Genomic DNA, 12,546 nt, shown 5'->3' on the forward strand with positions numbered 1-12,546 from the left:
TAAGGGGGGCTTCGTGCATATCATGACCTGCAATGTGAAGGCCTGCCATGTCCTTTGAAGACCCTGCTCCGCTGGATTTGAAACAGTATATCCGTGAAGTTCCGGATTTTCCGAAACCGGGCATCCTGTTTTATGACATTTCCACCCTGATCCGGAATCCGGAAGCGTGGCAGGTGGCTACGGGGCGTCTGGCGCAGGCGGTGGCCCGCTTCCAGCCAGACCTTCTGGCAGGGATCGAGAGCCGTGGCTTCCTCACGGCAGCTCCGCTGGCAACCCGCCTCGGCTGTGGTTTCACCATGCTGCGCAAGCCGGGCAAGCTGCCGGGCAAGACCATTTCCCACAGATACAGCCTCGAATATGGTGAGGATGAGCTGCACATCCAGGCGGATGCCGTCCGTCCCGGCCAGCGTGTGGTGGTGCTGGATGATCTTCTGGCAACCGGCGGTACGCTGGCTGCCTCCATCGACCTTCTGCGCAAGGCTGGGGCCGAGGTTGTCGGGGCTTCCGTGATGATCGAGCTGCTGGCTCTGGGAGGCCGTGGAAAGGTTGACGTGCCGGTCACGTCCCTTCTGACATACGAGGACTGAGCCGGGACAGGGCCTACAGGAGGCAGCATGATGTCGGATTCCCTGCCCGTGACGGCGGTCCTGCCGGCTTTGCTGGAGGCACTGGCTGCTGGCTCCAATGCTGTGCTTGTGGCGCCGCCGGGTGCCGGAAAGACTACGGCCGTGCCGCCTTTTCTGCTGGAGGTTGCGCCTGGCTGGCTGGGGGATGGCCGTATCCTGCTTGTGGAGCCACGGCGTGTGGCCGTACGGGGAGCGGCCCAGCGCATGGCGGCCTTGCGGGGTGAAGCCCCCGGCGGGGTGATCGGCTATCGCACCCGCATCGACAGTGCCGTTTCGGCCCGGACCCGCATTGAAGTCGTCACGGAGGGTCTGCTGGTCCGCCGTCTGCTGGCAGACCCCCTGCTGGATGGCGTATCTGCCGTCCTGTTTGATGAAGTGCATGAGCGGTCACTGGATGGCGACACGGCTCTGGGGTTCTGCCGGGACATGCAGCAGAGCCTGCGGCCGGAGCTGCGGCTCGTGGCCATGTCGGCCACGCTGGATGCGGGCATTTTCACGACCGCCCTTCAGGCCCCGCTGATCGAGAGTGACGGACGGCAGCACCCGGTGGAGGTCCGCTACCGGCGGGACATTGCCCATCTGCGTGATCTGCCGGAGAGCTGTGCCCAGGCCGTGGCACAGGCCTGGCGGGAGGAAGAGGGCTCCATTCTGGCGTTCCTGCCCGGGGTGGGAGAAATCCGCAGGGCGCAGGCCAGTCTTCAGGGACTTCTTGGGGACCGGGTGCCTGTCTATCCTCTGTACGGGGAGCAGTCGGTGGAGGATCAGGCCCGTGCGCTGGCTCCGGAGTCCGGGCGGCGTATCGTGCTGGCGACATCCATTGCCGAAACGTCCGTGACGGTTCCCGGTGTGCGTGTGGTGGTGGATGGTGGCTGGCGGCGTCTGCCCCAGCGTGATGCCGGTACGGGGCTGCCCCGCCTTCATACACGGCGCATTTCCCGGGCAACGGCGGAACAGAGGGCAGGCCGTGCGGGGCGTCAGGCTCCCGGTATTGCCATCCGTCTCTGGTCTGAAATGACCCAGCGTAGCCTGATCGTGCAGGAAGTCCCCGCCATAAGGGAGGCGGACCTGTGTGATTTTGCCCTCGTGACGGCAGCCTGGCAGCAGGCGATGGGCACGGCCCCGGCGGCTCTGCCGCTCATCGAGCCAGCCCCGGAGGGGGGACTGGCCGCAGCGCAGTCCCTTCTCCAGTTTCTGGGGGCTCTGGATGGTCAGCGGGAGCTGACGGCTCTGGGGCAGCGGATGGTCGGGTTTGGTACGCATCCCCGGCTGGCTGCGATGCTCTGCGCTGCCCGGACGGTGGAGGAGATGGCCGTGGCGGCCTGTCTGGCGGCCCTTCTGGAAGAACGTGATCCGCTGGGCGGCCGTGGGGGCCGGGGAGGAGAGGCCTCCGCTGACCTCCGGCTGCGTCTGAAACTCTTCATGCAGGATGATGCCCGTGTTCCCAGGCATGTGTTGCGGCAGCTCCGCCATGCTGCGGGGCGGTTCCTGCGCCGGGCCGGGCAGGGGACAGGGCAGGATGGTCTTGCGGACCTCGTGAGCGATGGGCTGACGGGTCACGTCACGGGACGTCTGGTGGCGGCGGGGTTCCCTGACCGTCTGGCACAGCGGACCAGTGCCGATGGACGGTACCGTCTGGCAGGAGGTGGCAGTGCCCGCTTGGGGGCGACAGACCCGCTGGTGCAGGAGGACCTTCTGGCTGGGGCGGCCTTCCATGTCCGCAAGGGGACGGACATGACCCTTGCGGCTCCGGTCACGTTGGAGACCCTGCCCGATTCCGTACAGGCCAGCCTGAAGGAACAGCGGGAACCGGCCCTTGATGGTACATCGGGCAAGGTTATTGTCCGGCAGAGGCTGCGGCTGGGCAATCTGGTGCTGAAGGATCGTAACGTCTCCCCCGAGGCGGAAGACATCACGGTGGCCCTTCTGGCGAAGGTGCGGTCTGATCTGGCCCGGCATCTGGACTGGTCGGCGGCGGCCCGCCAGTTTCAGGCCCGTGTTGCTCTGGCCCGGACGCATTATGCGCCCCATCTGCCTGATCTGTCTGACGAGGCACTGGCCGAGGACATGGAGTGGCTGGAACCGTGGCTTGCGGGACTGGACCGGCTCACACAGATTCAGGAGCTGGACCTTGTGGCCATTCTGGCCAGCCGTCTGTCCTACGAGGACAGGCAGGAGCTGGACCGCCAGCTTCCGTCCCATGTGGCTCTGAAGGTCGGGCGCAGGCGCATTGATTACACGACGGTCGTGCCATCCCTTTCTGCCCGGGCGCAGGACTTTTATGGCACCACGGCCCTGCCGAAGCTGGCAGGTGGCCGGGTGCCGCTCCATGCTACCCTGCTGTCCCCTGCCGGACGGCCACAGGCCGTGACGGCGGACCTTGCCCAGTTCTGGACGTCAGGCTGGCTGGACATGCGGCGGGACATGCGGGGGCGCTACCCCAGACATAAATGGCCCGAAAATCCCGCCGAGGAGGCTTGAGGCCGTTCAGTCTCCGGTTTTCTGTCCCCGGTGGTTCGAGCATGTGCTGCTTCGGGGAGGAGAGGCCATCATATGGTATCGCCCACACGGGTGGATTGTATGACGAGGGGCAGGACCTGCTCGTGATATTGGTCCTTGCGGTAAATGTTCTTCACCATGTGGGGATTGAGGCCCTTCGCCAGAATGTTTTCCATCCTGATGTCGAATTTGTTCAGGTTGTTGAAGACGACTCTTGTGAACAGGATGGGGCCGGTCACTTTCAGTGTTGCCACGCTGCCCGTGCTGTGCAGGTTGGGCGTGTAAAGGAAGATGTTGGCGATCAGCTGGTTGATGACCTTGGCCATAAGAGGATGGCCCGGCGCACAGATGAGACACCATATAGGGAATTCGCCCCCTTCAATGTGGGGAAGTTCGGCTTTTTTGCCCCACTCGAAGTATTGAGGCAGGCTCCAGTCCCATTGTGAAATGATGAACTGGTCGTCATCACGGATAATGGAGGATAATGGCCGGCTGCTGCCCGATTTCATGTCCAGATAGACGCCGCCATGCTGATACAGGCAGAGATATCTGAAAAAATCCGCCTGTGCTGCGCCATAGAGGCGGTTCAGCCGCAGATAGACACTCAGCACGTCCCATCCATAATGGGTATGGATGAAGTCAATGCGGTCTTTTTCTGAATAATACCGGTACTCCCAGTCCTTATTCATTGTTTTCAGGGACGTTATGTTTTCAAGATAGCCTGTTTCCGGGTGAAGGGCATTGTCTGTCTGGTGGATGATGTGCGGTATATGGGGAGAAAAAGGTTTTTCCTGAACGAATTTGAATGGAATGCTCGAGAGGCGTCTGAACTCTTCCCACCAGTTGGCCTTGTTGGCGAAGCCGAAGGTGCCTTCGGGGCGGGCGGACAGGAAATTGCCGTCTTTCAGCAGGACGAACGTATCATCCTTCGGGTTCAGGACGGTGATGCCATGTGCCGTCAGCTGTTCATGGGTGGGGAGGCAGGCCCTGTAATGTTCGATGTCGCAGAAATCGACATGCCTGAACTCATCATTCTGGATGATGAGAACCGTAAAGAAATACGTCACGAAAATCGGGTGATGCAGGGTAATTGCATTACGTTCGCTGTGGGCTGTCATGTATCCGTCCTTCTGGCGCATCCGGCATGTCTTTTTCAGGTCTTCAGGAGGTGGGGGGCATGGTTGTTTTCAGCCCGTGCTGTCTGAATGCTGGGTCTTTCCTGACCTGCCCTACCTGCCCTGAAAATGAAAGAAAAGTAAACTGCCACGGAGACCGGGTCCCTGCAAGTATTTTGCAAGGTGGAGACGGGGTGTTTTCTGCTGGGGCGGGCTGATATGTGGTACAGCCTGAAGGTCAGGAAGGTGCTTTCAAACGGGATGGAGTGTGGTAGGGAGTGGAAGACTTGAAGAGACATTGCGGCAGCCGTGCCGCAGTGAGGGGAGCGCATGTGAATGCAGCCGGTTATGAGGCACTTGGTCTGGTCTGTCCTGCTGCCGGCGGCCGTGGGGAGCATGGTGGCTGCGGGCGTATGCCTGTGGTGGGTGCCTGGTGGGGAAAAGGTTCCCGAGCCGATAAAGAATACGAGCCTGTATAAGGCGGTCCGTCATCCGCCTGTCCCGGTGTCGTCTCCGCTTGTGCTGCCGCCTGCTGCCACGCCGGTGGGGGCCCTGCCCGTGGGTGTGAACCATGAAGCGCCCGCTTTGCGGGAGGCGTTGAATCTGCCCAGTTTTGCGCCTCTGGTCCATCAGGTCATTCCGGCGGTGGTGAATATTTCAATCTCTCATGCGTCATCCTCGGCGGATGAGGATGATGAGGGAGAGCCTGATACGGCCTCTCCGCCTGCCAGCCAGGAGCAGCGCCGCGCTTCACCGGCCCCCCGGAAGAAGCATCGTCTCCGGCATCATGTGACGGGCAAGGGGCATCACATGCTGCATCCGGCTGATGACGAGCTGACAGGGGCGGGATCCGGTTTCGTGGTGGATGCTTCTGGCATCATCGTGACGAACCGGCATGTCATCGGCCACGCCACGAGGATCATGGTGTCCCTGTCTGACGGCCGCTCCCTGCCCGCTCACAGCCTGGGGGATGACCCGATGACGGATATTGCCGTCATCAAGGTGGATAGCCCGACACCGCTGCCCTGCGTTTCCTGGGGGGACAGTCGGCAGGTGGAAATCGGGGACTGGATACTTGTGGCAGGCAATCCGTTCGGGTTCGGGTCGTCAGTGACGGCAGGCATTGTTTCTGCTGTCGGGCGTGATCTGGGCAGTGGGGCGCTGGATGACTTCATGCAGCTGGATGCCCCCATCAATCCGGGCAATTCTGGTGGGCCTGCTTTCAATCTCCAGGGGCAGGTCGTGGCGATGAACGCCGCCATTGCGTCCCCCAGTGATGGTTCCGTGGGGATTGGCTTTGGTATTCCGTCGGAAATCGTGGCGCCTGTCGTGGAGGCCATCCGCCAGACGGGCCATGTGGAACATGGCTGGCTGGGTGTGACGCTCAACGATTCCAGTTTCCCCATGTGGGTGGAGGATGTGGATCCTCACGGAGCGGCATGGCGGGGAGGCCTGCGGAAGAAGGATGCCATCCTGGCGATTGGCAACATCCCGGTGCATGATGCCCGGACGGTGTTGCGCAGTGTTGCGGCAGCCCATCCCGGGACGGTTTTCAATTTCACCATAAGGCGGGAGGGCAAGATCATCACCCTCCCGGTTGCGCTGGGCAAGCGCCCCACGACGGTTTTCTAGGGCTGGCTGCCCCTCCATCAGGGTGCAGTCGGGGGTTCCCTGTCTGCCAGACGGGCCTGGGCGCTGACGGTGACACGGACGGTCTGCATTTCTGCCGTGCTCTCCGGTGCTGCGGCAGCGCTGCGGGCTTCGGCCATCATGAGCATTGGGCCTGCGGGGTGGAGCGGTTCAAAACCATCTGCGCCGTGGCTCCCGATACGCACACGTTCCAGACCAATCAGGGTCTGGCCCAGAGCGGCGGCATCTTCCTCGGCCTGCTGGCGGAGCTTTTTCAGGGCCCCCAGACGGGCCTGCTTTTCCAGCTTTTCACGGGTCTCGGGGTTGAGAGTCCATTGCATGTCCTCAAGGCCCAGCCCCAGTTTCTGAAGTTTTTCGGCCAGAGCAAGCAGGCCGTCACGGTTCTGGCTGCTCAGGGTCAGGCTCTGGCGGGCAACCCAGCTGCGTTTGTCATGAGGACCATATTCCTGCCCGACCGTGTAAGTCTCCGCCGTACTTTTCACGTCCGGCTGATCTTTCAGGATGGCCATGGCACTGCTGACAAGCTGGTTGAGGTGCTGCTGGGTGCCGGTGGGAGAACTGCCCTCCGTTCTGGCTGAAAAGCGTATGGAGAGCGTATCTGCCTTTGCCTGTGCTTCATCAGAAACGGCAAAGGCGAGCAGCGTACCATGTGGGTGTGGCGGCTCTGGCGGGATCATGGCAGGGGGTTCGCCATCGGGGATGGTTGGTGCCGGGGGTGCTGCCATGGCCACGCTGCCTAGCAGACATCCGGTGGCCAGTGCAGTCAGGCCCGTGAATTTCAGCGAACGATGGAGGGTCATTGGTGGGAGCCTTCCTGATTTTTCAGCAGAACAAGTGCGCGCCGCAGGCGGCCTATGCCCGCCCGTATGTGGTTCTGCTGGCAGAGTTCCTGCCCTTCTTCCTGAAGATGCCGTGCATCATCCATGGCCCCGACGGGAACATCATGAGGCATGCGCATCTTTTCTGCCAGATGCTCGCTGAGCTGGGCGCAGTAAGCCTGGCTGTCGCTGGTGATGACAAGGTCCTGCGCAGGGGTGGAGGGTTCTTCTTCCGGCAGCAGTGACCCCCAGGCGTGCCCCGGCCGGAGCGGCATCTGGGCCAGCAGGAGAAGGACAGTGAGGAAGAAAACGGTGCGCATGGTCATCAGACTATCACAGCTTGTTTGCCCGGAAGATGGGCGAGGAATGAAGATTTGGTAACAGGCCTGACGGGACGGTGTCTCATGGTGTGGTTTCCGCCGGAGTGGTGCTTCTGCCGGTCCGTTCTGCTTCTGGCAGAAGGGGCAGGAAGAGTGTGACTTTCAGGCCGGGATTGGCCTGGGTAAGGGTCAGACGGCCATGATGCAGGCTGGTGACGGCCTGTACCAGAGAGAGGCCAAGGCCGGAGCCTGGCGTGTTGCGGGCGCTTTCAGCCCGGAAGAAGCGCTCGTGGGCGCGCAGTATGTCGGCATCATTCATTCCCGGCCCCTGATCCCGGACGCTGATCTCGAGTCCCTGTGGTTTTTTCTCCGCGCCGCTGCCCGGGGCTGTTCCGGCCATGACGGGATGGGCGCTGAGGGTCAGCATACTGTTTGGTGGGGAGAATTTTATGGCATTGTCCAGCAGGTTGGCCAGTGCCTGCTGGAGCATTCTTTCATCACCAAACAGGGAGGGCAGAGGGGTGACATCCAGTGCCAGGCTCAGCCCGGCATCCTCGGCCGAGGCTTCGTAGAGTTCAGCCATGTTGGACAGGAGCTGGTTGAGGTTGACGGTCGTGAAGGCCGAGCGGCGTGCTCCTGCTTCTATCTGGGCGATCCGGAGGAGGGCCTCGAAGATGCCGGTAATGTGGTCCAGGTCCCCGATGGCCCTGTCCACGGCCGTGCGCAGTTCATCGGGTGAGGTGGCAGAGAAGAAAGCTTCTTCCAGCTGGTTGCGGGCCCGGGTTATGGGGGTGCGCAGGTCATGCGCAATGGCGTTGGAGACCTGGCGGACGCCCTCCATCAGCCGGTTGATCCTGTCCAGCATGGTATTGACCGTTTCGGCGACGAGATCGGTTTCACTGCCTGTCAGGGCGATGCGGTGGTTGAGGTCGCCATTGGCTACGGCAGAGGCTGTACGGGCGATGGAGCCAACCATGCGGCGGAAGAGGTCCCGTACCACCAGGGCGCCGCCCACGGCCAGCAGGGAGATCATGACGGCACACCAGATGAGCGTGCGGGTGATGACAGTGCTGAGGAGGGTGCGGCCCCGTATGTCGTGCCCGACAATCAGCTTGAAGCCATGCGGCAGGGTATAGGCCTTGAACTGGGCAGGCGTCGTGAAGGTGTAGCGGCGGATGGTCAGCTCGTAAAAGTGGTTCATCTTTTTGACGGCCACCGGCCAGCCCGGCAGGTTGCCCGCCATTCGCCGCCCATGGCGGTCTATCAGCAGATAGAGGGCGTCATCATCAATGTTCTGTTCCAGCCTGTCATTGATGGCCTCACTCAGGGCGGGGGCCCCGCCGTGCCCCCAGCGGTGCCGGAGTTCCTGCGCATCCGTCTCGATGAAGGCACGGACATGGTCGTTCAGCAGGTTTGTGCTGCTCCACCAGATGAAGGAGAGAAACAGCGTGGCCGAAATGAGAAACAGGACACCATAGCCCAGAGCAAAATTGATGCCCGCCGAGCGGATGGGCCAGCGCCGTTTTCCGTTCCGGCTGTGGAGGAGAGGGAGTCGGAACAGGTGGCGGCGGGACAGACGGCGGTATAGGGGTGTCCTTTCCTCTGCCATGGTGTTGGCTGTCAGTCCTGCGTGGGGCGGAGGATATAGCCTGCATTGCGGACCGTGTGGATGATGGCCGTCTCAAACGGCTTGTCCACTTTCTGGCGCAGGCGGGAGACATGGACATCAATCACGTTCGTCTGCGGGTCGAAGTGATAGTCCCAGACTTTCTCCAGCAGCATCGTCCGGGTGACAACCTGCCCCGCATGGCGGACGAGAAACTCCAGAAGGCGGAATTCACGGGGCTGGAGATCGATTTTCTGCCCATCACGGCGGACTTCGCGGGAGAGGAGGTCCAGCGTCAGGTCGCCTACGGTCAGGGATGTTTCCGGGGCGGATTCATTGTGGCCCCGGCGCCCCAGGGCTTCCACACGGGCCAGAAGCTCGGAGAAGGCGAAAGGCTTCGTGACATAATCATCCCCGCCGGCCCGCAGCCCATCCACCCTGTCATCCACGTCGGAAAGAGCGGAGAGCAGCAGCACGGGGGTGTTGTTCTTCTGGCCACGCAGGGTTTCAAGGATGTTCAGCCCGTCAATGCCACCGGGGAGCATCCTGTCGAGGATGATGATGTCGTATTTCTCGCCAATGGCCAGATACAGCCCATCCTTGCCGTTGTCGGCCTGGTCCACGTTATGGCCAGCTTCTTTCAGCCCCTTGAGGACAAAGGAGCGGACAGTCGGATCATCCTCAACCAGTAGAATACGCATTGGTCCTGCCTGTTTTCCTGATATGCTGCGTAGTGTATCGTTGTGGGGCAGGATAGCGGCAAGCCGGGGCAAAAGGGAAGCAGGCCCTTGCCTGGTGGTCGGGCCCTACATTACGGGCATGTCAGGATGCCCGCCATATAGTGACCATGACAGGAAGGAATGCCCATGCAGTACAGAACACTGGGACGGACTGGCCTGAAGGTGAGTGAGCTCTGCCTTGGCACCATGACGTTCGGCCAGCAGAATACCGAGGCAGAGGGTCATGCCCAGCTCGATATGGCGCTTGAACATGGCGTAAATTTCATCGACACGGCTGAACTTTATTCGATTCCACCGCGTGCGGAGACGCAGGGTTCGACCGAGCGGATCGTGGGAAGCTGGCTGAAGGCCCGTGGCAACCGGGACAAGGTCATCCTTGCCAGCAAGGTTGTTGGACGCAGCCAGAATGACTGGTTTCGCCCCGATGGTGAAAAGCCACGTCTGACACCGGCACAGATACGTTATGCCATTGATGAGTCCCTGAAGCGGCTGAACACTGATTATCTGGACCTTTACCAGCTGCACTGGCCGGACCGGGTGGTGAACATCTTTGGTGAGGGCGGCACGACCTTCCGCACGCTCTCCGATGCTGATGAGGTACCGATTGCCGAGACACTGGGCGCTCTGGGTGAGCTGGTGAAGGAAGGCAAGGTCCGTCATGTCGGTCTCTCCAATGAGACCGCTTGGGGCGTGTCCGAGTTCCTGCGTGTTTCCCGGGAGGAAAAGCAGCCCCGCATTGCTTCCATCCAGAATGCCTACAATCTGCTGAACCGGACCTATGAGATCGGTCTGGCCGAGATGGGTCTGCGGGAAGATGTCGGCCTGCTGGCCTATTCCCCTCTGGCGCAGGGCTATCTGACCGGCAAATATCTGGATGGTGCCCGCCCGCCGGGAGCCCGGACGACCCTGTTCAACCGGGGCCAGCGTTATGAAAAGCCGGGTGTGGATGATGCCATCCGGGCCTATCAGGCTCTGGCGAAGGAATCCGGGCTTGATTTCGCCCAGATGGCCATTGCGTTCGTCACGTCACGCCCGTTCGTGACATCCAACATCATCGGTGCCACGACGATGGAACAGCTTGAGACGGCTCTGACCTCCATTCAGGTGGAGATCACGCCGGAGCTGGAAGAGAAGATCAACGCCATCCACCAGCTGAACGCCAACCCGGCTCCCTGAGGCCGGATGTCGTTCCGAGGTTGGCCCCGTCCCGGTTTCTGGGGCGGGGCTTTTCCGTTTCAGGCTTCTTTTTTCAGCAGCCGCCAGAGCGCAAGCAGTATTCCGCCCAGCAGGGCGAGATAGAGCAGGACGGCCGTGCCGATGAAATGGCGGGTGCTGCGGTGGGAATCATCAGCCCACTGGAGAAAGGCCGTCACGTCGCTGGCCATCTGGGGAATGGTGGCCTGTGTACCGTCCGGGAAGGCGATCATGCCCTCATGCAGTGGGGGGCGCATCTTGAACCTGTGATGATGCGTCAGGGCGATGGGGTTGTAATAGGTATTCGGTGCCAGGGTGACGCCGGGCGGAACGGGGCGGTAACCTGCCAGCATCTGGCGGATATAGTCCGGGCCGCCCCGGATGGTGCGGGCAATGTGGGAGAGGTCCGGTGGATAGTCCCCGCCATTATTGGCCTTGCCTACAGCCACACTGGGATAGGGGGAGGCGATGGGGCTTTCCAGCCCGGCATGACGCTGCTGTGCCCAGTGTTGCAGGGCCGTGACGGAGGGCTGGAGGTCAATCATGTCCCCATAATGGGCACGCTCCATGCTGTGGCAGGAGCTGCATACCTGCTGGAAGATCATCAGCCCCCGTTCTTCCGGGCGCATGGTGGTTGGCGGGACTGTTGCAGGGGCCGCCACCTGCGCAGCGGCAGGGGCCTGTGTTGGGGCAGGGTCATCCGCTCTGGCCGTGGCGGGGAGATGGGCCAGGGACAGGGCGGCCAGAAAGACCATGCCCGTTGGGCGGAGGCATGAACGCATCATGGTGCATCTCCCTGTGTGGAGGCGTCACTGGCTTGCCGTTCCCTGTAGGCTGCCAGAGGGAGCAGCCCCAGAAAGGTGAGGAACCAGACCAGCATGGCGCCCCGGCTGAGCCAGACCCAGAGGGGGGTAGCTCTGTTCATTCCTGCCAGAATGAGGATGATGAAGGCGATGAAGAACAGCCCCAGCCCCATCCGGGCCAGCGGGCGGTAGGTGGCGTTATGGCGGGGGGACTGGTCCAGCCAGGGCAGGATGAAGAGGACAAGCAGGCTGGTGGCTGCTGCAATCAGCCCGCCCAGACGGGAAGGGACAGCCCGCAGCATGGCAAACCACGGGGCCAGATACCATTCCGGTGTGATGTCTGCCGGTGTTTTGAGGGGATTGGCTGGGATGATGTTGTCCAACTTGCCCAGCAGCCCCGGCAGGAAAAAGATCAGCCCGGCAAACAGGGCCAGAAACACGCAGACGGCCAGACAGTCCTTCACCACATAAAATGGAGCAAAGGGGCGGGTCGTGCGGTCCGGGTGGGGGCTGTCCAGCGTGGGGTTGCTGGAGCCTGTACCATGCAGGCAGAGTATATGGAGCCCGACCACCGCAGCGATGATGAAGCCAAGGGTGAAATGCAGGATGAAGAAGCGGTGCAGGGCCACACCGCCCAGCGTGTCTTCTCCCAGAAGATAGACGAGCAGCCCGTGACCGATGCCGGGTATGGCCTCCACGGCATGGGTGATGACGGTGGCCCCCCAATAGGACATCTGCCCCCATGGCAGGACATAACCTGCAAAGGCGGTCGTCATGAACAGAAGCATCAGGAACAGGCCGGAGAGCCAGACAAGTTCCCGTGGGGCCTTGTAAGACCCGTACCAGAGGCCTCGGCCGACATGGAGATAGAGCGCAGCAAAGAGCAGGCTGACCCCGCCTGTATGGATGCTGCGGATGAGCCAGCCGGAGGGGACCCGCCGTTCCATGGCTTCCACACTGTCGAAAGCCTGGGCGAGATCGGGTTGGTAATGCAGGGAGAGGAACAGACCGCTTACGACCATCAGCCCGAAAGCAACCATCAGACAGGCACCAAGTGTCCAGAGCAGATTGACCGGCGGCATGGGGAAGCGGGTCATGTGCTGGCAGAAAGGCCGCAGGAAGGGCAGGCGGGAGTCGAGCCAGCTTCTGGTCGGGTGTGTGTTGTCGTTCATCGTGTG

11 protein-coding genes are annotated in these 12,546 nt (G+C 61.8%); 4 read left to right on the top strand and 7 right to left on the bottom strand.

All coding sequences use genetic code 11. From position 1 onward, the window contains the following. Window positions 1-47: 47 nt before the first annotated feature. Together DTI93_RS06245 and hrpB are read left to right on the top strand one after the other, a co-directional pair. On the top strand, window positions 48-587 hold the full coding sequence (locus tag DTI93_RS06245) for an adenine phosphoribosyltransferase (RefSeq protein ID WP_043558665.1): 540 nt from the start codon (window positions 48-50) through the stop codon (window positions 585-587). A 30-nt stretch (window positions 588-617) separates the two neighbouring features. Continuing rightward, window positions 618-3,104 (top strand): ATP-dependent helicase HrpB, encoded by a 2,487-nt coding sequence (gene hrpB, locus DTI93_RS06250; RefSeq protein ID WP_249080044.1) that lies wholly within the window; start codon window positions 618-620, stop codon window positions 3,102-3,104. 68 nt (window positions 3,105-3,172) lie between these two features. Here hrpB and DTI93_RS06255 read toward each other — a convergent pair whose 3' ends face one another. Further along, on the bottom strand, window positions 3,173-4,240 hold the full coding sequence (locus DTI93_RS06255; RefSeq protein ID WP_249080004.1) for a glycosyltransferase family 32 protein: 1,068 nt from the start codon (window positions 4,238-4,240) through the stop codon (window positions 3,173-3,175). 345 nt (window positions 4,241-4,585) lie between these two features. On the opposite strand from DTI93_RS06255, the gene DTI93_RS06260 reads away from it, so the two are divergent. Then, window positions 4,586-5,869 carry a S1C family serine protease gene (locus DTI93_RS06260; protein ID WP_227656456.1) on the top strand — a complete coding sequence of 428 codons (1,284 nt, stop codon included), beginning with the start codon at window positions 4,586-4,588 and terminating at the stop codon, window positions 5,867-5,869. 17 nt (window positions 5,870-5,886) lie between these two features. Here the strand turns inward: DTI93_RS06260 and DTI93_RS06265 are convergent, their stop codons facing one another. The 4 genes from DTI93_RS06265 to DTI93_RS06280 all read right to left on the bottom strand — a co-directional run bounded on the left by DTI93_RS06265 (window position 5,887) and on the right by DTI93_RS06280 (window position 9,332). Then, on the bottom strand, window positions 5,887-6,687 hold the full coding sequence (locus tag DTI93_RS06265; protein WP_156878796.1) for an SIMPL domain-containing protein: 801 nt from the start codon (window positions 6,685-6,687) through the stop codon (window positions 5,887-5,889). Continuing rightward, window positions 6,684-7,031 carry a hypothetical protein gene (locus tag DTI93_RS06270; RefSeq protein WP_227449758.1) on the bottom strand — a complete coding sequence of 116 codons (348 nt, stop codon included), beginning with the start codon at window positions 7,029-7,031 and terminating at the stop codon, window positions 6,684-6,686. The genes DTI93_RS06265 and DTI93_RS06270 overlap by 4 nt, the downstream gene beginning before the upstream one ends. A 76-nt stretch (window positions 7,032-7,107) precedes the next feature. Beyond that, on the bottom strand, window positions 7,108-8,634 hold the full coding sequence (locus tag DTI93_RS06275; RefSeq protein ID WP_086431722.1) for a HAMP domain-containing sensor histidine kinase: 1,527 nt from the start codon (window positions 8,632-8,634) through the stop codon (window positions 7,108-7,110). Window positions 8,635-8,645: 11 nt separating this feature from the next. After that, window positions 8,646-9,332: a response regulator transcription factor gene (locus tag DTI93_RS06280; RefSeq protein WP_043558662.1), complete on the bottom strand. Its 687-nt coding sequence runs from the start codon at window positions 9,330-9,332 to the stop codon at window positions 8,646-8,648. 165 nt (window positions 9,333-9,497) lie between these two features. Here DTI93_RS06280 and DTI93_RS06285 point away from each other — a divergent pair, with 165 nt between their 5' ends. Beyond that, entirely contained in the window at window positions 9,498-10,547 is a 1,050-nt protein-coding gene (locus tag DTI93_RS06285; protein ID WP_043558659.1) for an NADP(H)-dependent aldo-keto reductase, read from the top strand. 59 nt (window positions 10,548-10,606) lie between these two features. On the opposite strand, the gene DTI93_RS06290 is transcribed toward DTI93_RS06285, so the two are convergent. Further along, window positions 10,607-11,350 (bottom strand): cytochrome c1, encoded by a 744-nt coding sequence (locus DTI93_RS06290; RefSeq protein ID WP_086431723.1) that lies wholly within the window; start codon window positions 11,348-11,350, stop codon window positions 10,607-10,609. Beyond that, window positions 11,347-12,540 carry a cytochrome b N-terminal domain-containing protein gene (locus DTI93_RS06295; RefSeq protein ID WP_249080006.1) on the bottom strand — a complete coding sequence of 398 codons (1,194 nt, stop codon included), beginning with the start codon at window positions 12,538-12,540 and terminating at the stop codon, window positions 11,347-11,349. The genes DTI93_RS06290 and DTI93_RS06295 overlap by 4 nt, the downstream gene beginning before the upstream one ends. Between the last annotated feature and the right edge of the window lie 6 nt (window positions 12,541-12,546).

The sequence above is a fragment of the Parasaccharibacter sp. TMW 2.1884 genome, from assembly GCF_023337695.1.
Lineage (GTDB): Bacteria > Pseudomonadota > Alphaproteobacteria > Acetobacterales > Acetobacteraceae > Bombella > Bombella apis.

What these genes read in the sequence shown, in the direction of transcription:
- DTI93_RS06245 (WP_043558665.1), top strand. Translation starts at nt 48, where the DNA reads ATGTCCTTTGAAGACCCTGCTCCGCTGGATTTGAAACAGTATATCCGT.
- hrpB (WP_249080044.1), top strand. Translation starts at nt 618, where the DNA reads ATGTCGGATTCCCTGCCCGTGACGGCGGTCCTGCCGGCTTTGCTGGAG.
- DTI93_RS06255 (WP_249080004.1), bottom strand. Translation starts at nt 4,240, where the DNA reads ATGACAGCCCACAGCGAACGTAATGCAATTACCCTGCATCACCCGATT.
- DTI93_RS06260 (WP_227656456.1), top strand. Translation starts at nt 4,586, where the DNA reads ATGAGGCACTTGGTCTGGTCTGTCCTGCTGCCGGCGGCCGTGGGGAGC.
- DTI93_RS06265 (WP_156878796.1), bottom strand. Translation starts at nt 6,687, where the DNA reads ATGACCCTCCATCGTTCGCTGAAATTCACGGGCCTGACTGCACTGGCC.
- DTI93_RS06270 (WP_227449758.1), bottom strand. Translation starts at nt 7,031, where the DNA reads ATGACCATGCGCACCGTTTTCTTCCTCACTGTCCTTCTCCTGCTGGCC.
- DTI93_RS06275 (WP_086431722.1), bottom strand. Translation starts at nt 8,634, where the DNA reads ATGGCAGAGGAAAGGACACCCCTATACCGCCGTCTGTCCCGCCGCCAC.
- DTI93_RS06280 (WP_043558662.1), bottom strand. Translation starts at nt 9,332, where the DNA reads ATGCGTATTCTACTGGTTGAGGATGATCCGACTGTCCGCTCCTTTGTC.
- DTI93_RS06285 (WP_043558659.1), top strand. Translation starts at nt 9,498, where the DNA reads ATGCAGTACAGAACACTGGGACGGACTGGCCTGAAGGTGAGTGAGCTC.
- DTI93_RS06290 (WP_086431723.1), bottom strand. Translation starts at nt 11,350, where the DNA reads ATGATGCGTTCATGCCTCCGCCCAACGGGCATGGTCTTTCTGGCCGCC.
- DTI93_RS06295 (WP_249080006.1), bottom strand. Translation starts at nt 12,540, where the DNA reads ATGAACGACAACACACACCCGACCAGAAGCTGGCTCGACTCCCGCCTG.